Origin of the sequence: Ralstonia sp. UNC404CL21Col (assembly GCF_000620465.1) — a bacterium.
Classification (GTDB): domain Bacteria; phylum Pseudomonadota; class Gammaproteobacteria; order Burkholderiales; family Burkholderiaceae; genus Ralstonia; species Ralstonia flatus.
Window position 1 is genome coordinate 598,892 of sequence record NZ_JIBE01000004.1, and the last position, 23,847, is coordinate 622,738.

At 65.7% G+C, this 23,847-nt stretch carries 18 protein-coding genes; 4 read left to right on the forward strand and 14 right to left on the reverse strand.

All coding sequences use genetic code 11. From position 1 onward, the window contains the following. The first annotated feature begins 173 nt into the window (after positions 1–173). A complete protein-coding gene (locus N511_RS0110800; protein WP_027679300.1) occupies positions 174–1,265 on the forward strand; it encodes an MBL fold metallo-hydrolase in 1,092 nt (363 codons plus the stop codon). A gap of 68 nt (positions 1,266–1,333) precedes the next feature. Here the strand turns inward: N511_RS0110800 and N511_RS0110805 are convergent, their stop codons facing one another. The 4 genes from N511_RS0110805 to flhA are packed head-to-tail and all read right to left on the reverse strand — an operon-like array spanning position 1,334 to position 6,940. Continuing rightward, positions 1,334–2,095, reverse strand: coding sequence for an RNA polymerase sigma factor FliA (locus N511_RS0110805; RefSeq protein ID WP_027679301.1), 762 nt, complete (start codon positions 2,093–2,095; stop codon positions 1,334–1,336). Positions 2,096–2,103: 8 nt separating this feature from the next. Beyond that, entirely contained in the window at positions 2,104–2,886 is a 783-nt protein-coding gene (locus tag N511_RS0110810) for a MinD/ParA family ATP-binding protein (protein WP_027679302.1), read from the reverse strand. A gap of 14 nt (positions 2,887–2,900) precedes the next feature. Further along, positions 2,901–4,808 carry a flagellar biosynthesis protein FlhF gene (gene flhF / locus N511_RS0110815; RefSeq protein ID WP_027679303.1) on the reverse strand — a complete coding sequence of 636 codons (1,908 nt, stop codon included), beginning with the start codon at positions 4,806–4,808 and terminating at the stop codon, positions 2,901–2,903. After that, complete coding sequence (gene flhA / locus N511_RS0110820) at positions 4,805–6,940, reverse strand: flagellar biosynthesis protein FlhA (RefSeq protein WP_027679304.1); 2,136 nt, start codon at positions 6,938–6,940, stop codon at positions 4,805–4,807. Before flhA ends, flhF begins: the two co-directional genes overlap by 4 nt. A 498-nt stretch (positions 6,941–7,438) precedes the next feature. Here flhA and N511_RS0110825 point away from each other — a divergent pair, with 498 nt between their 5' ends. Next, positions 7,439–8,092: a YitT family protein gene (locus N511_RS0110825; RefSeq protein ID WP_051530901.1), complete on the forward strand. Its 654-nt coding sequence runs from the start codon at positions 7,439–7,441 to the stop codon at positions 8,090–8,092. 58 nt (positions 8,093–8,150) lie between these two features. Here the strand turns inward: N511_RS0110825 and flhB are convergent, their stop codons facing one another. Continuing rightward, positions 8,151–9,326 carry a flagellar biosynthesis protein FlhB gene (gene flhB / locus N511_RS0110830; protein ID WP_027679306.1) on the reverse strand — a complete coding sequence of 392 codons (1,176 nt, stop codon included), beginning with the start codon at positions 9,324–9,326 and terminating at the stop codon, positions 8,151–8,153. A gap of 321 nt (positions 9,327–9,647) precedes the next feature. On the opposite strand from flhB, the gene N511_RS0110835 reads away from it, so the two are divergent. Together N511_RS0110835 and N511_RS0110840 are read left to right on the forward strand one after the other, a co-directional pair. Beyond that, entirely contained in the window at positions 9,648–11,621 is a 1,974-nt protein-coding gene (locus N511_RS0110835; protein WP_037026601.1) for an arylsulfatase, read from the forward strand. Next, the gene (locus tag N511_RS0110840; protein WP_037026604.1) at positions 11,621–12,724 is read left to right on the forward strand and encodes a formylglycine-generating enzyme family protein; all 1,104 of its coding nucleotides are present in this window, start codon (positions 11,621–11,623) and stop codon (positions 12,722–12,724) included. Before N511_RS0110835 ends, N511_RS0110840 begins: the two co-directional genes overlap by 1 nt. A gap of 75 nt (positions 12,725–12,799) precedes the next feature. Here N511_RS0110840 and cheZ read toward each other — a convergent pair whose 3' ends face one another. From cheZ to cheA, 9 genes are all read right to left on the reverse strand, one after another. After that, positions 12,800–13,468, reverse strand: a complete 669-nt coding sequence (gene cheZ / locus N511_RS0110845) for a protein phosphatase CheZ (RefSeq protein ID WP_027679309.1) — start codon at positions 13,466–13,468, stop codon at positions 12,800–12,802. Then, the gene (cheY, locus tag N511_RS0110850) at positions 13,468–13,869 is read right to left on the reverse strand and encodes a chemotaxis response regulator CheY (RefSeq protein WP_004627759.1); all 402 of its coding nucleotides are present in this window, start codon (positions 13,867–13,869) and stop codon (positions 13,468–13,470) included. The genes cheZ and cheY overlap by 1 nt, the downstream gene beginning before the upstream one ends. Positions 13,870–14,018: 149 nt before the next feature. Next, positions 14,019–15,140: a protein-glutamate methylesterase/protein-glutamine glutaminase gene (locus tag N511_RS0110855; RefSeq protein WP_027679310.1), complete on the reverse strand. Its 1,122-nt coding sequence runs from the start codon at positions 15,138–15,140 to the stop codon at positions 14,019–14,021. 139 nt (positions 15,141–15,279) lie between these two features. Next, positions 15,280–15,897 carry a chemoreceptor glutamine deamidase CheD gene (cheD, locus tag N511_RS0110860; RefSeq protein ID WP_037026816.1) on the reverse strand — a complete coding sequence of 206 codons (618 nt, stop codon included), beginning with the start codon at positions 15,895–15,897 and terminating at the stop codon, positions 15,280–15,282. Positions 15,898–15,986: 89 nt separating this feature from the next. Continuing rightward, positions 15,987–16,865, reverse strand: a complete 879-nt coding sequence (locus N511_RS0110865; RefSeq protein WP_027679312.1) for a CheR family methyltransferase — start codon at positions 16,863–16,865, stop codon at positions 15,987–15,989. Positions 16,866–16,968: 103 nt separating this feature from the next. After that, positions 16,969–18,891, reverse strand: coding sequence for a methyl-accepting chemotaxis protein (locus N511_RS0110870; protein WP_027679313.1), 1,923 nt, complete (start codon positions 18,889–18,891; stop codon positions 16,969–16,971). Between the two features lie 225 nt (positions 18,892–19,116). Further along, positions 19,117–20,961: a methyl-accepting chemotaxis protein gene (locus tag N511_RS0110875; protein WP_027679314.1), complete on the reverse strand. Its 1,845-nt coding sequence runs from the start codon at positions 20,959–20,961 to the stop codon at positions 19,117–19,119. Between the two features lie 124 nt (positions 20,962–21,085). Further along, the gene (locus N511_RS0110880; RefSeq protein ID WP_009240463.1) at positions 21,086–21,577 is read right to left on the reverse strand and encodes a chemotaxis protein CheW; all 492 of its coding nucleotides are present in this window, start codon (positions 21,575–21,577) and stop codon (positions 21,086–21,088) included. Between the two features lie 78 nt (positions 21,578–21,655). Next, entirely contained in the window at positions 21,656–23,830 is a 2,175-nt protein-coding gene (gene cheA / locus N511_RS0110885) for a chemotaxis protein CheA (protein ID WP_027679315.1), read from the reverse strand. Positions 23,831–23,847 lie beyond the last annotated feature (17 nt).

Consider the following 23,847-nt stretch of genomic DNA (forward strand, 5'->3'; position numbering starts at 1 on the left):
CCACCATCCGGCACGCGACGACACGCTCAACGCATGGCACTGTCTGCGACTGGACGATGATAACGACGGCACCGCCAGGACGTCCACGCCGTACTTGCGTAAGCTATGCGCCACCAGGCATGACTTCAGGTGGACCGCCCCGCCACCACGGAACGCCACGGAACACTTCGCCCATGAAGAATCCCGACTACAACCCCGCCAAGCCGCACCACACGCCGGACGGATTCCGAAACCGCTATCCGCACCCGCGCCCCGACGCCGATTTCTGGCAATGGCAACGGGAGCGTCGCCGCCTGAAGCTGCCCAAGCCGCCCACGCAAGACCTCTCCTGCATCGCGCCCAACCTCGGGGCCATCCACCAACCGCCCGAAGTTCCGCAGCTCACCTGGATCGGCCACGAAACGCTGCTGCTGCAGATCGACGGGCTGAATGTGCTGACCGACCCGGTGTTCTCCAAGCGCGCCTCGCCGCTGCCGTTTGCGGGGCCGCGCCGCCATCAACCGCCAGGGCTGTCGCTCAAGCAGTTGCCGCATATCGACCTGGTGCTGATCTCGCACAACCATTACGACCACCTCGACCGCGCCAGCGTGCGTGCGCTGATGCGCCAGCCCGGCGGCGCGCCGATGTTTTTCGTGCCACTGGGCATCGACCGCTGGTTTGCGCGCAACGTGCGCGGCACACGCCTTGCCGGCGACCAACCCAACGTGCGCGCATTCGACTGGGACGACGAAGCCCGATTCGGCCCCTTCACCGCGCACTTCTGCGCCGTGCAGCACTGGTCCGCACGCGGCCTGTACGACCGCAACCGGACGCTGTGGGGCAGCTGGGCGCTGCTGCATCCACACCTGCGCTTCTGGTTCTCGGGCGATCTGGGGTATTCGCAAGACACGCGCGACATCGGGGCGCGCTTCGGCCACTTCGATGTGGCGGCCATTGCCGTGGGCGCCTACGAGCCGCGCTGGTTCATGAAGGCGCAGCACATCGACCCGGCCGAAGCCGTGCAGGTCATGCAAGACATCGGTGCCCGGCAGGCCGTGGGCATTCATTGGGGCACGTTTGAGCTGACGGACGAAGCGCTGGACCAGCCCATCACCGACCTGGCCCACGCGCTGAAGGCCGCCAACGTGCCCGCCGAGCGCTTCCTTCTGTTCAAGCACGGCGAGACCCGCGTGTGGGATGCCGCCGCCTCGCGGCTCGTGACCGATGTGACCGACGTACCCAAAGAAAAAGCGCGGCCGCGAGATGACTCGCTGGCCGCGCAGTAAGAAACTGGCAGGTCAGGCACAGACCCAGCGTCGCTCGCCATTGGCAGCGGCGCTCGGGTGATATCGGATCAGGTCGGCGTCGGCAGCCATGCGCGATCGCGCAGGCGTGAGCGGATGCGGGCAATCGCCTGGCTATGGATCTGACACACACGCGATTCCGACACGCCCATCACGGCGCCGATTTCACGCAGGTTCAGATCCTGCTCGTAGTAGAGGCTCATCATGAGCTTTTCTCGCTCGGGCAGTGCCTCGATGGCAGCCACAACCGATTCGCGCAGGTCGTGGTCCAGCAGTTGGTCCAGCGGCGTGGCGTCGTTCTCGGGGGCGCGGTTCTCGATGAAGGCGTCGGCGTCTTCGCGGTCGAAATCTTCGTAATACAGCAGCTGGCTGCCTTGCAGGTCGACCAGTTGCTTCTGGTATTCGGCCAGCGACATGCCCAGCGCTGCGGCAATCTCGGTTTCCGTGGGGGCACGGCCCTTCTGCTGCTGCAGTTTCTGGATCGCCTGCTCGATCGTGCGGGCATTGCGGCGCAGGCCGCGCGGCAGCCAGTCCGAGCCGCGCAGTTCGTCCAGGATCGCGCCGCGGATACGCTGGGCCGCGTAGAACTCGAACTGCACGCCCTGTGTTTCCTCGTAGCGCGACAGCGCATCGAGCAAGCCCATCATGCCGGCCTGGATCAGGTCGTCCAGCTCAACGCTGGCCGGCAGCTTGACCATCATCTGGTTGGCAATGCGACGCACCAGGGGTGCGTACGTGGCCATCTCGTCGGACTTGGTCTTGCGACCGGTTGCGGTGTACATATCCATGCCTGCCTTTGACGCTTCGTTCATGCTGCGCCTCAATAAACCAATTCGGCCGCGCGTGCGGTGGCGCCGGGTGTCGCTGTCGATGCCGACATTGACGTTGCTTGCGCCGATTCATCTGCCGGCTCCTCAGCCGGTGCCCGCGCCGACATGACCACCCGTGACGGCGCACTGCCATCACCGGCTTGGGCCTCGGCGCTGGCCCAGCTCAACATTTCTTCGGCAAGCTGGCGGAAGGCCATGGCCGAAGGCGATGCGGGAAACGCACTCGCCACGGGCTTGCCGAGCGAGAGCGCGAGTTCTACGTGCCGGTCCTCGGGGAGGTAGCCGGCGAAATCGATCCGGGTGTTCAGGTACTGGCCCACGGTGTTGGCCAGGTTGCCGAACACGCGCACGGCGGAATCGACCGAATGCGCGCCGCACACCACGGTGCGGATGCCGGCGCCGCCTTGCAGCACGGCGGTTTTCTTGAGCAGCGTGTACGCGCTCTTGATGCCTTCCGGGCCATCCGAGAAGGTCAGCAGCACGTCGTCGCACGCTTCGGCCACGGTGCCGAGCGCCCGGGTGCCGAAATGCGCGGCCACCAGCGTCACATCCGCCGTCTCGTCGTGCTGTTCGAGCACGCCGGCCATGGCCAGCACGGTCTGCGCGCTCACCACAGCGGTATCACGTCCCATGCCGGACAGCGCGATGCGCAGGTTGTCGACAAAGTCATCGACCTGCTCTTCCGCGCCGATCACGAGCACGCGGCGGGCAGCGGCATGACCGAGCATGCGCCGCAGCCCTGCGGCTTGATCCTTGGCGAATGGCGTCGTCATGGTCGCCCCCTTTGTCAGGCGAAATCGAAAGCGGCCAGGCCGGGTTCGCGGTTGCCTGCGTTGCGTAACACCGCACCTTGCGCCACGAGCAACGATTCATCCGAATCGAGCGTGAACGACGACTGCTCCGCACCGGCCCGGAACGAGCGGTGGATCAGCAGCTTCTTGTTCGGCACCGCAATGTCTTCCGGCACGCGCTGGCCGTACGACACGTAATGCAGCGGCAGGCGGCGGCGGATCATCACGTCCATCGCGTGGCCAACGGAAGCGGCCTCGTCGATCTTGGTCAGGATGCAGCCGGCCAGATTGGCGTCGCGGTAGGCACCCACGACTTCATCGAGCGTCTTGCCGTTGCTGGCAGCGTTGAGCAGCAGCAGGCGCTTGATCGACGGGCCCACGGCATGCAGCATCGCCATCTGTTCGGACACGGCGCGGTCGCGCTGGCTCATGCCGATGGTGTCGATCAGCACGACGTGCTTCTCGCGCAGGTCGTTCAGCGCCAGGCTCAGGTCCTGCGCGTCCTTCACGGCATGCACCGAGACGCCCAGGATCTTGCCGTAGATGCGCAGTTGTTCATGGCCGCCGATCCGGTAGCTGTCGGTCGACAGCAGCGCCACGCGCGATGCGCCATGGCGCAGCACGAAGCGCGCGGCCAGCTTGGCGGTCGTGGTGGTCTTGCCCACGCCGGTCGGGCCCATCAGGGCAAACACGCCGCCCTGGTCGAGCAGGCTGTTTTCATCCGACACGGTGCTCAGGTTCTTTTCAATCGCACGCTGCACAAAATCCAACGCGCCTTCGTACGTGTCGTGCTGCGGCATGTTTTCCAGCACGTAGCGCGTGAGCTGCGCCGAGAACCCTGCGTTGAGCATGGTCTGGAACAGGCGCGTACGCACCGGGTCGCCCAGCTTCACGCCCAGCGAGGCGAGGCTCGACATGGCGTCGTTCAGCGTGCTCTTGAGCGTTTCGATCTCGCCGACCATGCGGCGGGTCATCACGTCGGTCTCGGCACGGATGCTTTCCTTCACGTCGGCCTGGATGGCCGAACGCTGCAGGCTCACGTCATCACGCGGGGCTTCGGGCTGGGCCATCGTGTCCTCCACGCGGACGAAAATATCGGACGACTTGCCTGCGTCGGCTTGCGCGTCGATACGCGCCTTCACAGGCGCTTCGGCCTTCCGCTGTTCTGCACGGAGCGTGCGTGCCTGGGCTTCCACGCGCTCGGCAAAGCTGCGCAGCGTGACCGGGCGGTCGTCCTGTTCGCGTGCCTGTTCGCGGCGTGCGGCAAAGCGGGCCGTCGATTCCATCTCCGGCTCGTCGTCTTCCACCGTGGTACGGCGCGCGATGAACTGGGCGGTGCTGGCCATGGCCCGCTCTGCGGATTGGGCAACCTCTGCGTTGGCGCGGTCCAGCGACAGACCCGCCAGCATGCGGGTGGACGCGGCCAGCGCATCTTCTTCGCCAAACGCCACGTCGTCGTCCACGCGCGTTTGCAGCGTGCGGCCGGCCGGCTTGGCGGCCTGAGTAACCGGGGCGACCGGCGCTGCCGGTGCGTCTTCCTGTGCAGGCGCGCGGCGCGAAGCGATGAAGCGGTTGCGCAGACGGGCCAGTGCGTTGGGTGCCGGGGTCTCGGCCTGCGGGGCTTCTTCAGCAGGTGCCTGAGCGGCCGCCACGGCTGCGGTTGCAGCGGCAATCGGTGCGGGCTCGGGAATCGGGGCCGGTGCCATCGGACGGCGCTGTGCCGCCTTGGGCGCCGACGACTGCGTGTCGACCAGCGCATCCACGTGCGAATCGGATGCCGCGATGATCTCGATGCCGCCCGGAATGGCGCGGTTCGACAGGATCAGAGCGCCATCGCCCAGTTGGTCGCGGACCTTGCGCAGGACGTCACGCGACGTCAGTCCGGTAAATCGATGCATTTTCATGCGCGGCCTCCAAGCATGGCGACAACCTTAATCGTTCGGTGATCTGGAATTTCTGCGTGCGACAGCACGCGCAGGCTCGGTGCGGCACGCTTGAACAGGCGGGCAAGCATCGGGCGCAGTGCGGGCGGTACGAGCAGGACGCCCGTCTGACCCATCTGTTCGTGCTGCCGCGACGAGTCCGCTGCTGCTTGCATGAGCGAGTCAGCCAGTTGCGGTTCGATCGGGCCGGCGTTAGAGCCAACGACGCTTTGCAGCAAGATGTTCTCCAGATTCGGGTCAAGCGTGACGACCTGCATTTCGGTCTTGTTCGGGAAGAGCTGCTGGGCAATCGCCCGGCCCAGCGCCACACGCACGGCGGCGGTGAGTTCGGCGGGGTCTTGCGTCCTGCCTCCGTGTTCCGCCAGCGTCTCGACGATGGTGCGGATGTCGCGGATATGCAGGCCTTCGTCCAGCAGGTTCTGCAGCACCTTCTGCACGGTCGCGACGGGCAACAGCTTCGGCACAACGTCTTCGACCAGCTTCGGTGCTTCCTTGCCCAAATGATCGAGCAATTGCTGGACTTCCAAACGGCCGAGAAGCTCGGTGCTATGGGTGTAAATCAACTGATTGACGTGCGTGGCGATGACGGTGCTGCAATCGACCACGGTGTAGCCCTCGGCCTGCGCGCGATCGCGCACATCGGCGGTGATCCACATGGCCGGCAAGCCAAAGGTCGGATCCACGGTCGGGGTGCCGGGCAGTTGCGTGCCCAGGCGACCACCCATGCCACCCAGGCCGCCCATGCCACCGTGGCCGCCCAGGCCGTCCTGCCCACCCGGATTGATGGCGAGGAACTTGCCCTGCTGCACTTCGCCGTGGCCGATTTCCACGCCCTTGAGCGTGATGCGGTACGACGACGGGCCCAGCTCCAGGTTGTCGCGGATGTGCACGACCGGCGCCAGGAAACCCATGTCCTGCGTGAATTTCTTGCGGATGCCCTTGATCCGGCGCAGCAGCTCGCCGTCCTGGCTCTTGTCGACCAGCGGGATCAGGCGGTAGCCGATTTCCAGACCCAGCACGTCGACCCACGACACGTCGTCCCAGCTCGCCTCGGGCGTATCCACCGGGGCAATCGCCTGCAGCACGGGCTCGACCTCGGGCACTTCGCGCTTCTTCTTGAGGTACCAGCCCAGATAGCCCAGACCGCCGCCAAACAGCACGAACGGGATGTGCGGCATGCCCGGCACCAGGCCCAGCAGGCCGAGCACGCCGGCGGTGGTCATCAGCACCATCGGCATGGCAAACAGCTCGCTCGACAGTTGCTGACCGACGTCCTTGTCGGTGGAGACGCGGCTGACCATGATGCCCGCCGCGGTGGAGATCACCAGCGCGGGAATCTGCGCGACCAGGCCGTCGCCGATGGTCAGCAGCGTGTAGTTGGTGGCGGCGTGGCCCACGTCCATGCCGTGCTGGAGCACGCCCACGGCCAGGCCGCCGACGATGTTGATCAGCAGGATGGCGATACCCGCCACCGAATCACCGCGCACGAACTTGCTGGCACCGTCCATGGAGCCGAAGAATTCGGCTTCCTGCGCGATGGCCGTGCGGCGCTTGCGGGCTTCGTCTTCGCGGATCAGGCCGGCGTTCAGGTCGGCGTCAATCGCCATCTGCTTGCCGGGCATCGCATCGAGCGTGAAGCGCGCGCTGACCTCGGCGATGCGGCCCGCGCCCTTGCTGATCACCATGAAGTTGATGATGACCAGGATGACGAACAGCACGATGCCGACGGTGTAGTTGCCGCCCACCAGGAAGTGGCCGAACGCCTCGATCACCTTGCCGGCGGCGTCGGGGCCGGTGTGGCCCTCCATCAGCACCACGCGGGTGGACGCCACGTTGAGCGACAGCCGCATCAGCGTGGTGATCAGCAGGATGCTCGGGAACGACGAGAAATCCAGCGGCTTGAGCGTGTGCATGCTGATCAGCAGCACGATGATCGACAGCGCGATGTTGAACGTGAACAGCAGATCGAGGATGAACGGCGGCAATGGCAGCACCATCATCGCCAGAATCAGGATGATGAGCACCGGGCCCGCGGCGGAGCGGTAGTCGCCCTTGCGCAGGATGTCGGTGACTCGGAGCAGTGCGGCGTTCATTGGAGGGCGTGCAGCGGGGGGCTTTTCGATGGATGCCATCTTGCAGGGGGCGCCGCCAAATCGAAGACGTGAGAAAGCCGCCCAAAAGGCGGCTTTTCTCTGAAATACCCTCCCATCGGGGGGTGCGCTTCTACCCCTTCACGCCGCCAGCGGGGCCGGGGGTGCGTCGTACCAGACTTTCATACAGAATCGCGTACGCAACCAGGCTGTACCCATCCTGTCCCTCAACCGCACCCCTTTCGATACCCTCGCGCTGCAGCGGCGGCGTGGTCGTATGCGCCATGCAGCCCAGGACGCTGGGTATGGGACTTGCAAATCATCCTGAAACGCCGCCCACAAGACCCGGTTCCAGGCATCACCGCACGAAGGTGGTGCAGTGTCCGGTGCGTGGATGCACCAACCCGATCATAGGCAACGTTCAATGAAGCACCCCACCTCTGGATTACCGGACATCCATGATTGTTTGCCGGACTGGCCGTTCATCCGATGAGCGGCGCCATGGACCATCAGCTTCATCACGCAAGCAGCGCCGTTGCAGCAAGCCCTCCCCATGCCGCCCGACACACGATGCTCGAAGACGTCTACGGCATGGCCGTGGGCATGATGTTCATCGTGACGGGGGTGGTGCTGCTCAGCGCAGCCGGACTCGTGACCGGTGGCATTGCCGGGATCGCGTTGCTCGTGTCGTACGTGGCGCCGCTCTCGGTTGGCACCATTTTCACGTTGGTCAACGTGCCGTTTTTCGTGTTCGCCTATTTCGTCATGGGCCCGCGTTTTGCCATCAAGTCGACGCTGGCCAGTTGTGGGATCACCCTCCTGCTGGCGGTGACGCGGCAGGCGTTACACATCGATTTTGAGAGCCCGCTGTTTGCGGCGGTGGTGGGCGGAACGCTCAACGGCATGGGGGTGTTGGCGCTCGCCCGGCATGGCTCCGGCGTGGGTGGCACGGGCGTTCTGACGCTCTGGCTGCAGCGCACGCGGGGGATCAATGCGGGGATCGTGCAGGTGGCCATCGACTCGATGATTCTGCTGACATCGCTCCTGGTGATTCCGACCGGCCGTGTGGGCTGGTCGGCGCTGAGTGCAGTTGCCATGAGCGCGATGGTGATCGCGTGGCACCGCCCGGGTCGATATAACGTCGTGGTGCGGTAGCGGCAGTCGGGGCCTCACCGGCGAAAGCGTCTGCATCAACGTTGGGATTGCCGATCCGTCAGGCGTTACCGGTGACGTCGTCATCGGCGTCGTCCGCGCCGGGCTGCGGCCCCGGGTCCATATCGGCGGGCACCGGGAGGTCGGTCGGGCGCACCGGCACACGGCCGCCCACCTGGTGCAGGCGGCGCAGCTGATAGACATAGGCGAGCACTTCGGCCACGGCGGCGTACAGCGCTTCGGGAATCTGGTGACCGATCTCGGTATGGCGGTACAGCGCACGGGCCAGCGGGGGCGCTTCCAGAATGGGAATCTTGTGCTCCGTCCCCAGCTCCCGAATCTTGGCTGCGACCATGTCGGCGCCCTTGGCCAGCACGCGCGGCGCGCCGCCTTCCTTCTCGGAATAGCGCAGCGCGACGGCGTAGTGCGTCGGGTTGGTGACGATCACATCGGCCTTGGGCACGTCGGCCATCATGCGGCGCTGGGCAGCTTGGCGCTGCAGGTTGCGGATGCGGCCCTTGACGTGCGGATCGCCTTCGGACTCGCGGTGCTCCTTGCGCACTTCTTCCTTGGTCATGCGGTGCTTGCGCGCGTATTGCCACAACGACAGCGGCACATCCACGGCCGCCACCAGCATCATCACCGCCGCCATGCAGAGGAAGGCCACGCCGGCCACGTGCAGGGTGTCGCGCATGGCCACGCCCAGGTCCTGCTGCGGCAGTTCGATCAGGTCGCCCCGGTAATACCGGACGAGCAGCCAGCCCACGCCGGCAATCAGGAACAGCTTGATCAGCAGGCGGGGCAGCTCCATCAGCCCCTCCAGCGAAAACATGCGCGTCAGCCCCTGCAGCTTGAACAGGCGCGAAATATCGGGGGCCAGCGGCTTGAACGAAATGGCCCCGCGCGTGAGCGCCAGCGGCGACAGCGCGGCAATCACGAGCATCAGCATCAGCCCGCCCAGCACCAGGGCGAGCGGCATGAACTGGCCCGTGACGTAGTTCCACTGGTCCTGCCCGCTCGTGTAGTTGTAGCGGTGGAATTCCAGGCAGCGCGCCAGAAACGACGATGCGGCCCGCACGATCGAGTCGCCCATCACCCACAAACCGCCCGCGGACACCGCCGTGAGGGCGAACGAAGCCAGTTCCCGTGATCTGGGAACGTCGCCTTCCTCGCGCGCCTGCTCGAGGCGCCTCGGAGAGGCTGGTTCGGTTTTTTCGAGATCGCTGTCGTCGGACATGCCGGGATGCGAGGGGTGACGGGGGTGGAATGAACAGCATCGGCCCCATGGCCGACCCTTGCATTATTCCGGCACCCCCGTCTGGTCGAAGCGTGGAAAAAGCCGCCCCGGAGCGGGTTTTTCGATGAAATGGCGCTGGCTGCGGCGCAAACGCCGTCCATTCAGAGCTGACGTGGGGTTCGCAATGGCGCGGCAACGGCCTGCCGACCGGCAAGACGCCTGTCCGTCATATCGACCTGCGGAAAACTTCGTCGCCTTATGCAGGCGGCGTCCATAGCATGACCCGTTCTCCAAACCAGAATGCAGAACGGATCAACCGTCATGTCGCCCGATCGAGCCAACTCCCCTGCCTTGCCCTTGCGCCAGCGCATGCTGGCGGCCCTGCTCGCCACCGCCCTTGCCACGCTCAGTGCGTGCGGCAGCGATTCGCCGCCCGGCACGTCCACGGCCGGCACCGACAACAGCACACCGGACACGCCGGCCCGCAAGCCGAACATCCTGTACATCATGGCCGACGACCTCGGCTATTCCGACATCCATGCCATGGGCGGCGAGATCGACACGCCCAACCTCGACGCGCTGGTGCAGTCGGGCCGGCTGCTGACCAACCACCACGCGGGCACCGTCTGCGCCATCACGCGCGCGATGCTCATCTCGGGCACCGACCACCACCTGGTGGGCGAAGGCACCATGGGTGCGCCCAACGATGAGCGCGCCGGGCTGCCCGGCTACGAGGGCTATCTGAACGACCGCTCGCTGTCGGTCGCGCAACTGCTGAAGGACGGCGGTTATCACACCTACATGGCCGGTAAATGGCACCTGGGCAACGGCATTGCGGGCAGCGCCGCCAACCTGGGCAAGACGCCTGACCAGTGGGGTTTCGAGCGCTCGTATGCGCTGCTGCCGGGTGCGGCCAGCAACCACTTCGGCCATGAAAACGCCAACGCCAGGAACTACACGGAAGACGGCGCCTATGTGCAACCGGGCCAGCCAGGGCAACCGGGCGGCGCGGGAGGCAGCCCGGCAGTGTTCTATTCGACGGATTTCTACACGCAGAAGCTGATCAGCTACATCGACTCGCACAAGGGCGACGGCAAGCCGTTCTTTGCCTATGCGGCCTACACCTCGCCGCACTGGCCGCTGCAGGTGCCGGACCCGTGGCTGCACAAATATGCCGGCCGCTATGACGCGGGCTACGACGTCATCCGCGATGCGCGCATCGCGCGGCAGAAGGCGCTGGGCATCATTCCGGCCGATTTCACGCCGTTTGCCGGGCTGCCCGGCACGACCACGCGTTCGGCCGCATCGCCCAACAACGGCACCGCCAATGCGCGCTACATCAACGCCAACCACGGCCCCGCGCAGGGCTATACCGACTACGGCCCCGGCTACGTCAACAAGAAGTGGAGCGACCTCACGCCGCTGGAGCGCAAGGCGCAGGCGCGCTACATGGAGATCTACGCCGGCATGGTCGAGAACCTCGACTACAACATCGGCCTGTTGATCCAGCACCTGAAAGACATTGGCGAGTACGACAACACCTTCATCATGTTCCAGTCGGACAACGGCGCTGAAGGCTGGCCGATCGACTCCGGCGCCGACCCGAAGGCCACCGATGAAGCCAACGCCACCGAGCCGGTCTACTCCAGGCTCGGCACCGATAACGGCCTGGCCAACGCGCAGCGCCTGCAATACGGACTGCGCTGGGCCGAGGTGAGCGCCACGCCGTTCAACCTGGTCAAGGGCCATGCGGCCGAAGGCGGTGTCTCGGTGCCGGCCATCGTGCGCCTGCCGGGCCAGACCCAGGCGCTGCCACCCATCACGCGCTTCACGCATGTGACCGACAACACCGCCACCTTCCTGGCCTTGGCCGGCATTACGCCGCCCAGCACACCTGCGCAGCCGGCCGTGGACGGCAACGGTGTGGACCAGAACAAAGGCAAGGTGCAATACGGCAGCCGCGCGGTGTATCCGGTGACGGGCGTGTCGCTGCTGGCGTCGATCCGGCAATCTGCCGATGCGGGGCCCATCCACACGCAGCCCTTTGGCGACGAGTCGTACGGCCGCGCCTATCTGCGCAGCGCAGACGGCCGCTGGAAGGCGCTGTGGACCGAACCGCCGCTGGGTGCGGCCGACGGCCACTGGCAGCTCTTCGACATTGCCAGCGACCGTGGCGAGACCAACGATGTCTCTGCGCAGCACCCTGACGTGGCCGCCACGCTGTACCAGCAATGGCAGGACTACATGCGCAGCGTTGGCGGTGTAGAGCCGCTGCGCCCACGCGGGTTCTACTGATGGGTGCCGTGGTACAGCAGCGCAGGCAGCGGCGCGTGCGGTGGGTGTTGGCCGGTGCGGCGCTGGCCGCGGTGACCGCCGTTGCCTTGCACCCGGCCGGCGGCAACATGGCGGCCCGCGCCGCGAACGTGGTCACCGCGCACACCGCCCCACGCCTGCCGCTGGGCACCACCGACGCCTGTGCCCGCTACGCCGGGTTGCCGCCCGGCTGGCGGCAGGACACGCGGGCCGGCATGGTGCACGTGAGCAGCGGCAGCTTCACCTTCGGCACCACGCTCGGCTATCCGGACGAACGCCCTGCGCAGCGTGGCGGTACTGCCGCCCAGACGCGCGTGCGCGGCTTCTGGATCGACCAGACAGAGGTGACCAACGCCCAGTTCGCCGCCTTCGTTGCCGCCACCGGCTATGTGACCGACGCCGAGCGCCAGGGCGGCGCGGTGGTGTTTCACGTGCCCGATTCGGCGGAGATGCAGGCACGCCCCTATGCATGGTGGCGCTGGGTCAAGGGCGCGGACTGGCGCCACCCGACAGGCGCCGACAGCAGGCTTGCCGATGCCGACAACCAGCCCGTGACGCGCGTCACCCAGGCCGATGCACTGGCCTACGCCCGCTGGCTGGGCCACGACCTGCCGACGGAAGCAGAGTGGGAATACGCCGGCAAGGCCGGCCGAGACGGCGCCGATCTTGAAAAAGCCCCGCGCGATGGCAGCGGCAAACCCGGCGCCAATTACTGGCAGGGCATCTTTCCCGTGCTGGACACCGCGGAGGACGGCCGCGCAGGCATCGGCCCGGTCGGCTGCTATGCCGCCAACGGCTTCGCGCTGTACGACATGATCGGCAACGTATGGGAATGGACGCGCGACGCCTATACCGGCCCGCATCAGTCGCACGCCAATGGCGACACGCGCGCCGTGGCAGCGCTGGACCAGCCGCAACGCCTTGGTCACAACAACAGCCAGCCAAACCGGCCGGTGGTGATCAAGGGCGGCTCGTTCCTCTGCTCGCCGGATTTTTGCGTGCGCTACCGGGCCTCTGCACGCGAGGCGCAGGAAGCCGATCTGCCAGCCGCGCACATCGGGTTCCGGACCATCCTGCGGGATTGAAGGGGAAAGACAAAAAACAAAACGGGCGTTGCGCACATCGTCGCAACGCCCGTTTTGTTGTGTCCGGCGCCGGGTTCAGAAGCCCAGGCTTTCCAGCAGGTCGTCCACCTGCTCCTGGTTGGCAACCACATCCGGATGGTCCGGATTGATCTGCGGGCCGTTGAGCAGCGACGTCGCAACATGCGCGGCTTCCACGCGCAGGTGTTCCGGCGCGTTGTCGAGCAGGATGCCGACGAGCTGGCTTTCGATGAGCTGGACGACATCCAGCACCTTCTTGATCACCTGACCCGTCAAGTCCTGGAAGTCCTGGGCCATCAGGATTTCCATGAGCTGCTGGTTCGTGTCGCGCGTTTTTTCAGGCACGCTGCGCAGGAAGCCGTTGGTCTGGCCGACCAGCTCGCGGATCTCGTCGTCGCCCAGTTGGCGGTCCATCCACGACTGCCAGCGGTTGACCAGCGCCTGGGAGTCGGACTCCAGCGCGTCTTGCACGGGCCGCGCCGCGTCGATGGCGTTGAGCACGCGGGTGGCCGCCTGCTCGGTCATGTTGGCGATGTAGTTCAGGCGGTCGCGTGCGTCGGGGATGGCCGATGCGGCCTTCTCGACACCCTTGTCCAGGCCCAGCTCGCGCATGCTTTCACGCAGCATGCGCGTGAGGTGGCCGATGCGCTGGAGCATTTCGGGCATGTCGCCGTGGTCTGCACCTTCGGCGGCCGGCGCCTGGGCGCCATCGTGCATCTCGCTCATCACGCCCCCTTTTCGAGCTTCTCGAAAATCTTGCCCAGCTTTTCGTCCAGCGTGGCGGCCGTAAAGGGCTTGACCACGTAGCCGTTGGCTCCTGCCTGGGCGGCGGCGATGATGTTTTCCTTCTTGGCCTCGGCCGTCACCATCAGCACCGGCAGCTTGCTGATGGCGGTGTTGGCGTCGGCACGGATGCTCTGCAGCATCTGCAGGCCATCCATGTTCGGCATGTTCCAGTCCGAGATCACGAAATCGAACCGGCCTTCCTTGACCTTGGCCAGGCCGGCGGCGCCGTCTTCGGCCTCGTCGACGTTGGCAAAACCGAGTTCCTTGAGCAGGTTACGCACGATCCGGCGCATCGTCGGGAAATCGTCGACGACGAGGAATCGGTACTGGCTCTTGTCCATGGACACAATCTCCGCAAACTTACTGAATTGGGGGGTTTCGGGCTTCCTTGGCAATCTTATCGGCGCCTGGGGCCGATTCTTGAGCGCCGGAATGGTTTGGGGCGCCTGACTGCTGCGCCCCGCAACCAATGTACCCGCAAAGTGCAGCGTTAAACCCGCGTCACGCGGCCATGTGCCGACAGCTTGGCCAGCACGTGCGGGCCGATCTGCGACAGCGGCAGGACTTCGTGCACGCCGCCGTGGGCCACGGCTTCCTTCGGCATGCCGTAGACCACGCAGGACGCCTCGTCCTGCGCCACGTTGTAGGCGCCGGCGTTGCGCATTTCCAGCATGCCGACCGCACCGTCCTTGCCCATGCCGGTGAGGATGACGCCCAAGGCGTTGGCCCCGGCGTTGCGCGCGGCAGAGCGGAACAGCACGTCCACGGCCGGGCGATGACGATTGACCGGCGGGCCCTGATCCAGCTCGGTGACGTAGTTGGCGCCGCTGCGGCCCAGCGACAGGTGCATGTCGCCCGGCGCAATGTAGGCGTGGCCGGGCAGCACACGTTCACCGTGCGCGGCTTCCTTCACGCGGATGCGGCACAGGCCGTCCAGCCGCTTGGCGAACGACGTGGTGAAACCCGCCGGCATGTGCTGCACGATCAGGATGCCGGGGCAGTCGGGCGGCATTTCCAGCAGGAAATCCTTGATGGCCTCGGTGCCGCCGGTGGAAGCGCCCACGATGATGAGCTTTTCCGTCGACGAGAAATGGGTACGCGCAGGGGCCGGCGCGGCGGCTGCGTGGTCCGCGCGAACGTGTGCGCCGGGTGCCGATGCCGAGCCGGCCGCTGCAACCGGTGCGGCAGCGCGCGGACGCAGCCTTGCCCGGGCTGCCGCGCGGATCTTGTCGGCAATCTGGTCGGCGTATTCGTTCATGCCGTCGCGCATGCCCAGCTTGGGCTTGGCGACAAAATCCACCGCGCCCAGCTCCAGTGCGCGCAGCGTGGCTTCAGAACCGCGCTCGGTCAGCGAAGAGATCATGACGACCGGCGTCGGGCGCAGGCGCATGAGCTTTTCCAGGAAGTCGAGGCCGTCCATCTTCGGCATTTCGACGTCCAGCGTGAGCACATCCGGGTTGGTCTGCTTGATGAGGTCGCGCGCGATGATCGGATCGGGCGCCACACCCACCACTTCCATGTCCGGCTGGCTGTTGATGATCTCCTTCAGGATGCTGCGGATCAGTGCGGAATCGTCGATGCACAGCACCTGAATCTTGCGTTTGTCGTTCATGTTCGGGAGCAAGTCTTCTGAATGTTGAGACCGTTGCAAAACGAAGCGAAGCGGTTCTGATGGATCAGCGCCGACGCAGACGGTACAAGTCGCACGGCAAGGCGGTGCTGGGCCGTCAGAATCGTTTTTCAGCGGTCTCCTAGGTAAAGAGTTGGAGGCGCGAGGCTGGCTTTGTCGTGATGGACTTCGACAGCTTGCTGGCGTATTGCGCCTCGCTGTCCAGCTCGGCCGCCGAGTTTTGCGAGCGCAGCTTGCGCACCATGATCTGGCCGGTGGACGGTACGAAGTACACCTTGCGCGGGTGCACGTCGAACAGGTCTTTGGCGGCGACCGTCAGGCCTTCGTTGCGCAAGAATTCGAGGACGAACTTGCCGTTGCGCTCGCCCACGTCGAGCGTACTCATGCCGGCCAGCACGGCGGCGCCGCCAAACACCTTGATCTCCAGGCGCTCGCGCTTGGCGCCCGCCTTGTAGAGCTGGTTGAGCAGCACTTCCATGGCGTGCGTGCCATAGCGCATGGAGGGCGACAGGATCGATTCGCCTTCGTTGCGCGAAGGCAGCATGAAATGGTTCATGCCGCCAATGCCGAGGGTCTTGTCCCGCACGCAGGCGGACACGCACGAGCCGAGCACCGTGACCAGCATCAGGTCTTCGGTGGTGACGGAATACTCGCCGGGCAGCACTTTCATGGCGCGCCGGCCGAAGGTGGTGTCGTAATACGCGTGGGTGCTGGCGGACGATTGCGCAAGCGTGGCCATGGCGCCCGCGCTCATGCCGCTGCTCATGCCGCTATCGCCGCGCACGGCGTCGGCCGCCGATTGCGGGGTCGCGCGCTTGCCGAATTCGATCATCGTGCCCCCATCTTGGCGCGCAGCTCGGGCGCGACTTCGTACACGGTCTTGCCGCGCAGCGTCCACGCCTTGGTGACCTGCAGGAAGCTCTCCGAATGGCCGGCAAACAGCAGACCGTCGGGTTTCATCACGTCGATGAAATGCTCAAGAATCTTGGCCTGCGTGGGCTTGTCGAAATAGATCATCACGTTGCGGCAGAAGATCACGTCGAACTTCTGCTGCAGGGGCCAATCGCGGTCGAGCAGGTTGATCTGGCGGAAGTCGATCATGGCCTGCAGCTCGGGCCGCACGCGGGCATAGCCTTCCTGCTTGCCGGTGCCGCGCAGGAAGTATTTCTTCAGGCGCTCGGGCGACAGGGCCGCGACGCGCTCCATCGGATAGATGCCGGCGCGGGCGCGCGCCAGCGCGTTGGTATCCACGTCCGAGGCGATCACGCTCACCTGGCTGGGCGACATCGAGCCAAAGGCCTCGGCAAGCGTGATGGCGATCGAGTACGGCTCTTCGCCCGTCGACGACGCCGAGCACCACACGGTAAACGGCGTGCGCTTGGCCTTGGCGTGCTCGTGCAGGATGGGAAAGTGATGCTGCTCGCGGAAGAACGCGGTCAGGTTGGTGGTCAGGGCATTGGTAAAGGCCTCCCACTCGTCGGGCAGGTGGCCTTTTTCCAGTGCATCCAGGTAGTCGCGGAACGAGCCGAGGTTGACCACGCGCAGGCGGCGGGCCAGCCGGCTGTAGACCATTTCACTCTTGCGATCGGACAGCGAGATACCGACGCGGCGGTAGATCAGATCGCGAATGCGGCTGAAATCTTCAGCGGTGAATGAAAACTCGCGCGACGCGAGCGTCGGCGAAACTGGCGCCAAGGTTTGTGCCATATGTAACTACCCCGTAATTGCGCGAGTCTTGATGCCCGCTTTCAGTGTGTGGCGGGCACCGTTGCCGCTGGCCGCGCCAAGTTTGCTGTTGGCGAGGCTGGCGTCAGAACGTGCTCCAGTCATCTTCATCGGCAGAACCGGTGCTCAGCTTGAGGGCCGGGGCGGCGACAGCCTCGGAAACCGCTGCTGCAGCCACAGCGGCAGCCAGCGGCGCAACCGCGGCATGTGCCTCCTGAGGCGCTTTTTCTGCTTGCGCGGCGGCGGGCGCCTGCTCCGGGGCAGCCTCCGGCGCCATGGCCGGCTTGGCCGGCTTGGCCGGTTTGGTGGCCTCACGCGAAGCCAGGGCGCGCGCCACGGAGGGCACGACCTCGGTCTTCTCCGGGCGGACCTCGCTGCGGACGGCGGGGGCGGAGGCGGAAACGGCAGCCGGCGGCGCCACGACGCGTTCTGCCGAGGCATCGGTGCGGAATGTCGCCACGGCATCGCGCAGCAGTTGGGCCTGTTCTTCCAGCGACAGGGCGGCGGCCGCCGCCTGCTCGACCAGCGCGGCGTTCTGCTGCGTGACCTCGTCCATCTGGTTCACGGCCTGGTTGACCTGTTCGATGCCCGAGCTTTGCTCGTCCGACGCAGCCGAAATCTCGCCCATGATGTCGGTCACGCGGCGCACGGCCACCACGACTTCTTCGATCACGGTGCCGGCTTCGGCCACCAGGGCCGATCCATTGCGTACACGGCCGACGGAATCGCCGATCAGTTCCTTGATTTCCTTGGCCGCCGTGGCGCTGCGCTGCGCGAGGCTGCGCACCTCACCCGCCACCACTGCAAAACCGCGCCCCTGCTCGCCCGCGCGCGCCGCTTCCACAGCGGCATTCAGGGCGAGGATGTTGGTCTGGAAGGCAATGCCTTCGATCACGCCGATGATGTCGGCGATCTTCTTGCTGCTCGCGTTGATGCCGGCCATGGTTTCGACCACGCGGCCCACCACCTCGCCGCCCTTGACGGCGATGTCCGACGCGCTACCGGCCAGCTGGCTGGCCTGGCGCGCGTTGTCGGCGTTCTGCTTCACGATGCTGGTCAGCTCTTCCATGCTGGAAGCGGTTTCCTCCAGCGACGAGGCCTGCTCTTCCGTGCGCTGCGAGAGGTCGGCATTGCCGGCCGCGATCTGCTTGGTGGCACTGGCAATGGAATCGGCCGAACTCTTGATGTTGGTGATCGTGCCGGTCAGTTGCTGCTGCATCTGCGCCATGGCGAAGAGCATGCTGTCATGGTCGCCGGGGCGGGTCTGCACGTGCACGGCCAGATCGCCGGCGGCGATACGGCGGGCGATGTCGGCGGCGTACGACGGCTCGCCACCCAGCTGGCGCGACAGCCTGCGGGCAACGACCAGGCCCAGCACGATGCCGAGCAGCGCGCCCGCACAGGCCATCACCATCATCACCAGGCGTGAGCGGTGTGCATCGTCCCGCGCCTTGACGGTGGACGCGGCGGAGACCTCCTCCACACGCTTGACCATCTTGTCCAGCGTCTTTTCAAACGCCGCGGTGTCGTCCAGCAAGCCGACGTTCTCTGCGGTGACGCGGCTGTCGAACTGGGTCGGGTCCAGGCCCTGCTTGTCCATCAGGGCCACGAAGTCGGTCATGCGCTTGCCCCAGACGGGGTAGATGGCATCGACCTCGCGGATCATCTTCTTGCCTTCGTCCGAGGTGAACAGCGGGCGCACGGTCTCCACACCGTCTTTCAGGTGCTGCATGCTGTCGGCAATCTGCGTGCTGAGCGTCTTGCGCTCGGTGAGCGTGGTGGCAATCAGCAATGCGGTCTGCGCACGGCTGGCATGCGCCAGGCTGTTGGCCGCGCTGCCCATCTGCGTGATGGCGCGCATCTGCTTTTGCGCCAGCTCTTCGCTGGCTTTGCTCAACTGCGTGATCGTATAGATGCCCAACCCGCCAATGGCTGCGCCCATGGCCGCCACGATCAGGAAACCGCCCGTGAGTACCGTGGACACCGGCAAACGCTTGATCCAACCCATGTTGTCTACCCTCTTCCTGTTTTTATATGCCCCCTACCGCTATCGGCCTGCGGGGGACGGCTCTTTAGAACCGCCATGGGGTCATGCCACTTCAGTGGGGGGTCGCCCCGGTTTCAGCAGGCACTAGCCCAGGCAAAAAAAAAACCTGCCCCGGAGGGCAGGCTGCACACCACAAACACACACGAGAGAGCTTTCGCGAGCAGCGAAGATCCCGTGCATACATGGTCAAAAGGTCTCCCAGTCGCTATCGTCGCCGCCAGCGGCAACGAGCTTGGGTACGGGCAACTTGGGCGCTGACGCAGCCGCTTTGGTGACGGCAGCGGCGGCGGTGCGCTCGCGTTGTTGTTCTGTGGCGCCGGCCGGCGCTGCGGATGCAGCGGCGGTCTGCGCGACGGGTTCAGCGGTATTGCGTGCTGCGGCCTTCGGCTTGGCGGCACGGCGCGGTGCGGCCTTGGCCTTCGGCGCCGGCTTGGCAGCCACGCGTGCAGCCATGGACACCGCCGGCGCCACGTTTGCCTGCGTTCCGGCCTGCGTCCGGAAAGCGGCCACCGCCTGGCGCAACCCGCTGGCCTGCTCCTGCAGCGACATCGCAGCGGCGGCGGCTTGCTCCACCAGCGCGGCGTTCTGCTGCGTGCCTTCGTCCATCTGCGTGACGGCCTGGTTGATCTGCTCGATACCGGCGCTTTGTTCGTCCGATGCGGAACTGATCTCGCCCATGATGTCGGTCACGCGCTTGACGGCAACGACCACCTCGTCGATGACGCTGCCCGCTTCGGCCACCAGCGTCGTGCCGTTTTCAACGCGGCCAACCGAATCGCTGATGAGTTCCTTGATTTCCTTGGCCGCCGTGGCCGAGCGCTGGGCCAGGTTGCGCACCTCGCCGGCCACCACCGCAAAGCCGCGGCCCTGCTCGCCCGCACGCGCAGCTTCCACGGCCGCATTCAGCGCCAGGATGTTGGTCTGGAAGGCAATGCCTTCGATCACGCCGATGATGTCGGCGATCTTCTTGCTGCTGTCGTTGATGCCGGCCATGGTGTCCACCACCCGGCCGACCACTTCGCCACCCTTGACGGCGATGTCCGAGGCGTTGCCGGCCAGCGTGCTGGCCTGACGCGCGTTGTCGGCGTTCTGGCGCACGATGCTCGTCAGCTCTTCCATGCTCGACGCGGTTTCTTCCAGCGCCGAAGCCTGCTGCTCGGTGCGCTGCGAGAGGTCTGCGTTTCCGGCGGCAATCTGCTGCGTGGCACTGGCAATCGAATCGGAACCCGAGCGCACCTGCCCCACCATCTTCTGCAGGCTTTCCTGCATGCGTTGCAGCGCCTGCAGCAGACGGCCGGTTTCATCGGCGCGGTCCACCTGGATGGTGTGCGTGAGATCGCCCTGCGTAATGTGCTCGGCCTGCTCGATGGCGCGCATCAGCGGCACCGTGATCGAGCGGCGCAGCGCCCACGTCAGCAGCCCGCCCACCAGAATGCCGCCCAGCAGCAGGCCCGTGGTGAGCGCAGTGAGATTGTGGTGCTCGGCCTGGCTCGCTTCGTAGCTGGCTTTGGCCAGGTCCATCTGCATGCGGTTCATGGCCGCGACCTTGTCCCCCAAGGGGCGGTACAGCGCGGGCATGACGTCCATGACGGTCTTGTTGATGCGCGCTTCGTCGTGCGCCTGCACGGCCTGCATCAACACCTGTGCGCCGTCACGCAGAAAAGCGTCGCGCAGGCCCTCGGCCTCGTCGGCCAGCTTGCGCTCGTCTGCCGCGGCGGGCAGCGCACGGTAGCGCTTCCAGGCCGCGTCGGACTTGTCCAGGAACATCTTGGCGCGCTCGATCGACTTTTCCACGCCGGGCGCGTTGGGCGCCATGGCTGCACGATCGAGGACGATGCGAGCGCTCAGGAGATTGGAATCGGATTCGGCCAATGCCACGGTGCCCGCCAACTGCACGGCATAGCCGTCCTGAACGCGGGTATTGGCGTGTCGCATGCCGATGAGGCCCGACACGCCCACGATAACGGCGAGCACACCAATGCCCGCCATCATCAGCCCCAAACGGAGCCGGATGGTCATTTTGCTGAACATGCTTCCCTCCCCTAACGGCGCCGCACCTGTTGTTACGGTGTCTTGTCGCCCGCTGGGCCACGTGGGCCCTGCCCTCATATGCCGTGAGCACGTCGTCCGTGCCCCGGCTGGATTCATGTTGCGATCAGGCGGCTTCTGCTTCGTCGCACAGTGCCATGTCGGCCGACATCAGCAGGCGCTCGATGTCCACCAGGATCAGCATGCGCTCGTCGATCGAGCCCAGGCCACGGATGTATTCCGTGTCCAGCGCGCCCGAGAACTCCGGCGCCGGCTTGATCTGCTGGCTTTGCAGCGTCAGCACGTCCGACACGCCATCCACCACGATGCCGACCACGCGGTCCTTCAGGTTCAGGATGATGACGACGGTGTACTGGTTGTACTCGACGCGATCGAGCTGGAACTTGATGCGCAGATCAACGATCGGCACGATGATGCCGCGCAGGTTGATCACACCCTTGATGAAATCGGGTGCATTGGCGATGCGCGTGACGGTCTCGTAGCCACGGATTTCCTGCACCTTCAGGATGTCGATGCCGTATTCCTCGCGGCCCAGCGTGAAGGCCAGGTACTCCTCCCCGCCGGTGTCTTCGCCGATCGCGTGTTCCTTGACTTCCATTGCGGCTCCCCTCGGCCCGTTGGGCCACTCAATTGAATTCGTTGTGGGGTGGAATCCCACCCTGCCAGGCGTGAGCGCTTATGCCGCGGCCATCGCCTCGGTCGAGAAACGACCGCCCTGTGCCTCGCCCATCTCGTGCTTTTCGGCAGTAACGGCACGCATCGCGTTTTCTGAATGTCCAGCGCGGGTCTCGCGCATCAGTGCCGATACGTCGACGATCAGAGCAACGCTGCCGTCGCCCAGGATGGTCGCGCCCGAAATGCCGGGCACGCGGCGGTAGTTGGTCTCCAGGTTCTTGACCACCACCTGCTGCTGGCCGACCAGTTCGTCCACCTGCAGCGCAATCTTCTTGCCTTCCGAATCCAGGATCACAACGATGCCTTCCGACGGATCGGGCAGCGACGGCGTGATGCGGAAGCGTTCGTACATCGGCACCAGCGTCAGGTATTCGTTGCGCACCTTCAGCAGGCGACCGCCGCCCGGCACGGCCTTGATGTCTTCCGGACGCGGCTGCAGCGATTCGGCCACGCACGACAGCGGGAGGATGAACACTTCGTCGCCGGTCTTGACGGACATGCCGTCCAGGATCGCCAGCGTGAGCGGCAGCACGATGCGGATCGTCGTGCCCTTGCCCTTCTGCGACTGGATCTCGACGTAGCCGCCCATCGACTGGATGTTCTGCTTGACCACGTCCATGCCGACGCCGCGGCCGGAGACGTCCGTCACCTGGTCGGCCGTGGAGAAGCCCGGCGCGAAGATGAGCTGGTTGATCTCGTCGTCGGTCATGTTGTCCGACACGGGCAGACCGCGCTCGCGGGCCTTCTTGAGGATCTTGTCGCGGTTCAGGCCCTGGCCGTCGTCGCTGACTTCAATAACGATGTTGCCGCCCTGGTGGGCTGCAGACAGCAGCAGCTGGCCGGTGGCGTCCTTGCCGGCGGCCACGCGGGCCTCGGGCAGTTCGATGCCGTGGTCCAGGCTGTTGCGCACCAGGTGCGTAAGCGGATCGATGATGCGTTCGATCAGGCCCTTGTCCAGTTCGGTCGACTTGCCGAACGTCGACAGCTCGACCTGCTTGCCCAGCTTGTGCGCCAGGTCGCGCACCAGGCGCGGGAAGCGGTTGAACACGTAGTCCATCGGCATCATGCGGATGGACATGGCGGCTTCCTGCAGGTCGCGCGCGTTGCGCGTGAGCTGCGACAGGCCGGCAAAGAGGCGTTCGTTGAGCACCGGGTCGAAGGCCTGCGCGGTTTGCGCCAGCATGGCCTGCGTGATGACGAGTTCGCCCACCAGGTTGATGAGCTGATCGACCTTTTCCACGCCCACGCGGATCGACGTTTCGGCGGCTACGGCCGGCTTGTGGTCGGCAGCGGCCGGCCGGGTCGGCATCGGGGCGGCAACGGCCGCAACCGGCTGTGCCGGCGCAGCTTCGTTGGCCGCCGGGGCGTGCACTTCCGTCTGTGCGGCAGCGGGGGTCGGTGCTGCCACCACCGGCGCAGCGGCTTCAGCAGCCGGCGCCACGCCACCGACGTGCGGCGTGATGACGATCTGGTCGGCATCGATGATGAAGCAGCTCACCGCGATGATGTCGTCGGCGGTGCAGGTGCTCTGCAGCACGATGTCGCTGTTGCGGCCGGTGCGCGCGTGGCGCAGCACGGTCCCCAGGTGCTTGAGTTCAGTGACGATCAGCTCGCAGTCTTCGTTCGAGACGTCGATGAGCTTGATGTCCAGGCCGCCTTCGATGTCGCCCACGACTTCGGCCGCAGGCGCTTCGACCACCACCGGCTCGGGCTGGGGCGCGACCACCGGTTCCGGCGTCGCGGCCACGGGCGCCGCAGCTGCCGGCGCGGCAGCAACAGGGGCGCCGTCCTCGGCAGTCAGGCTGTTGAGCTTGGCCACCATGTATTCGAGCGTGGCCGTATCGATAGGGTGCTCTTGCCGGTAGGCATCAAGTTGGCTTTTCAACACGTCTTTCGTTTCCAGGAAGGCATCCACCATGTTTTCGCGCAGCTGCAAGGTACCGGTGCGAGCGCGGTCCAGAATCGATTCGGCCACATGCGTGAGTTCCGTCATGTGTGTGAAACCGAACGTCGCAGCACCACCCTTGATGGAGTGCGCGCAGCGGAAGATGGCGTTCAGATCATCAGAAGAAGGATTGGCGACATCGAGGTTGAGCAGCAGCCGCTCCATGTCGACGAGCAGCTCTTCCGCCTCTTCGAAGAAGGCGCCGAAAAACTGGCTAAGGTCGAGGTTCATATCTGTCGTCTCGGTCG

Excerpts from the sequence above, each read along its gene's own strand:
- N511_RS0110800 (WP_027679300.1), top strand. The coding sequence starts at position 174 with ATGAAGAATCCCGACTACAACCCCGCCAAGCCGCACCACACGCCGGAC.
- N511_RS0110805 (WP_027679301.1), bottom strand. The coding sequence starts at position 2,095 with ATGAACGAAGCGTCAAAGGCAGGCATGGATATGTACACCGCAACCGGT.
- N511_RS0110810 (WP_027679302.1), bottom strand. The coding sequence starts at position 2,886 with ATGACGACGCCATTCGCCAAGGATCAAGCCGCAGGGCTGCGGCGCATG.
- flhF (WP_027679303.1), bottom strand. The coding sequence starts at position 4,808 with ATGAAAATGCATCGATTTACCGGACTGACGTCGCGTGACGTCCTGCGC.
- flhA (WP_027679304.1), bottom strand. The coding sequence starts at position 6,940 with ATGAACGCCGCACTGCTCCGAGTCACCGACATCCTGCGCAAGGGCGAC.
- N511_RS0110825 (WP_051530901.1), top strand. The coding sequence starts at position 7,439 with ATGGACCATCAGCTTCATCACGCAAGCAGCGCCGTTGCAGCAAGCCCT.
- flhB (WP_027679306.1), bottom strand. The coding sequence starts at position 9,326 with ATGTCCGACGACAGCGATCTCGAAAAAACCGAACCAGCCTCTCCGAGG.
- N511_RS0110835 (WP_037026601.1), top strand. The coding sequence starts at position 9,648 with ATGTCGCCCGATCGAGCCAACTCCCCTGCCTTGCCCTTGCGCCAGCGC.
- N511_RS0110840 (WP_037026604.1), top strand. The coding sequence starts at position 11,621 with ATGGGTGCCGTGGTACAGCAGCGCAGGCAGCGGCGCGTGCGGTGGGTG.
- cheZ (WP_027679309.1), bottom strand. The coding sequence starts at position 13,468 with ATGAGCGAGATGCACGATGGCGCCCAGGCGCCGGCCGCCGAAGGTGCA.
- cheY (WP_004627759.1), bottom strand. The coding sequence starts at position 13,869 with ATGGACAAGAGCCAGTACCGATTCCTCGTCGTCGACGATTTCCCGACG.
- N511_RS0110855 (WP_027679310.1), bottom strand. The coding sequence starts at position 15,140 with ATGAACGACAAACGCAAGATTCAGGTGCTGTGCATCGACGATTCCGCA.
- cheD (WP_037026816.1), bottom strand. The coding sequence starts at position 15,897 with ATGGCCACGCTTGCGCAATCGTCCGCCAGCACCCACGCGTATTACGAC.
- N511_RS0110865 (WP_027679312.1), bottom strand. The coding sequence starts at position 16,865 with ATGGCACAAACCTTGGCGCCAGTTTCGCCGACGCTCGCGTCGCGCGAG.
- N511_RS0110870 (WP_027679313.1), bottom strand. The coding sequence starts at position 18,891 with ATGGGTTGGATCAAGCGTTTGCCGGTGTCCACGGTACTCACGGGCGGT.
- N511_RS0110875 (WP_027679314.1), bottom strand. The coding sequence starts at position 20,961 with ATGTTCAGCAAAATGACCATCCGGCTCCGTTTGGGGCTGATGATGGCG.
- N511_RS0110880 (WP_009240463.1), bottom strand. The coding sequence starts at position 21,577 with ATGGAAGTCAAGGAACACGCGATCGGCGAAGACACCGGCGGGGAGGAG.
- cheA (WP_027679315.1), bottom strand. The coding sequence starts at position 23,830 with ATGAACCTCGACCTTAGCCAGTTTTTCGGCGCCTTCTTCGAAGAGGCG.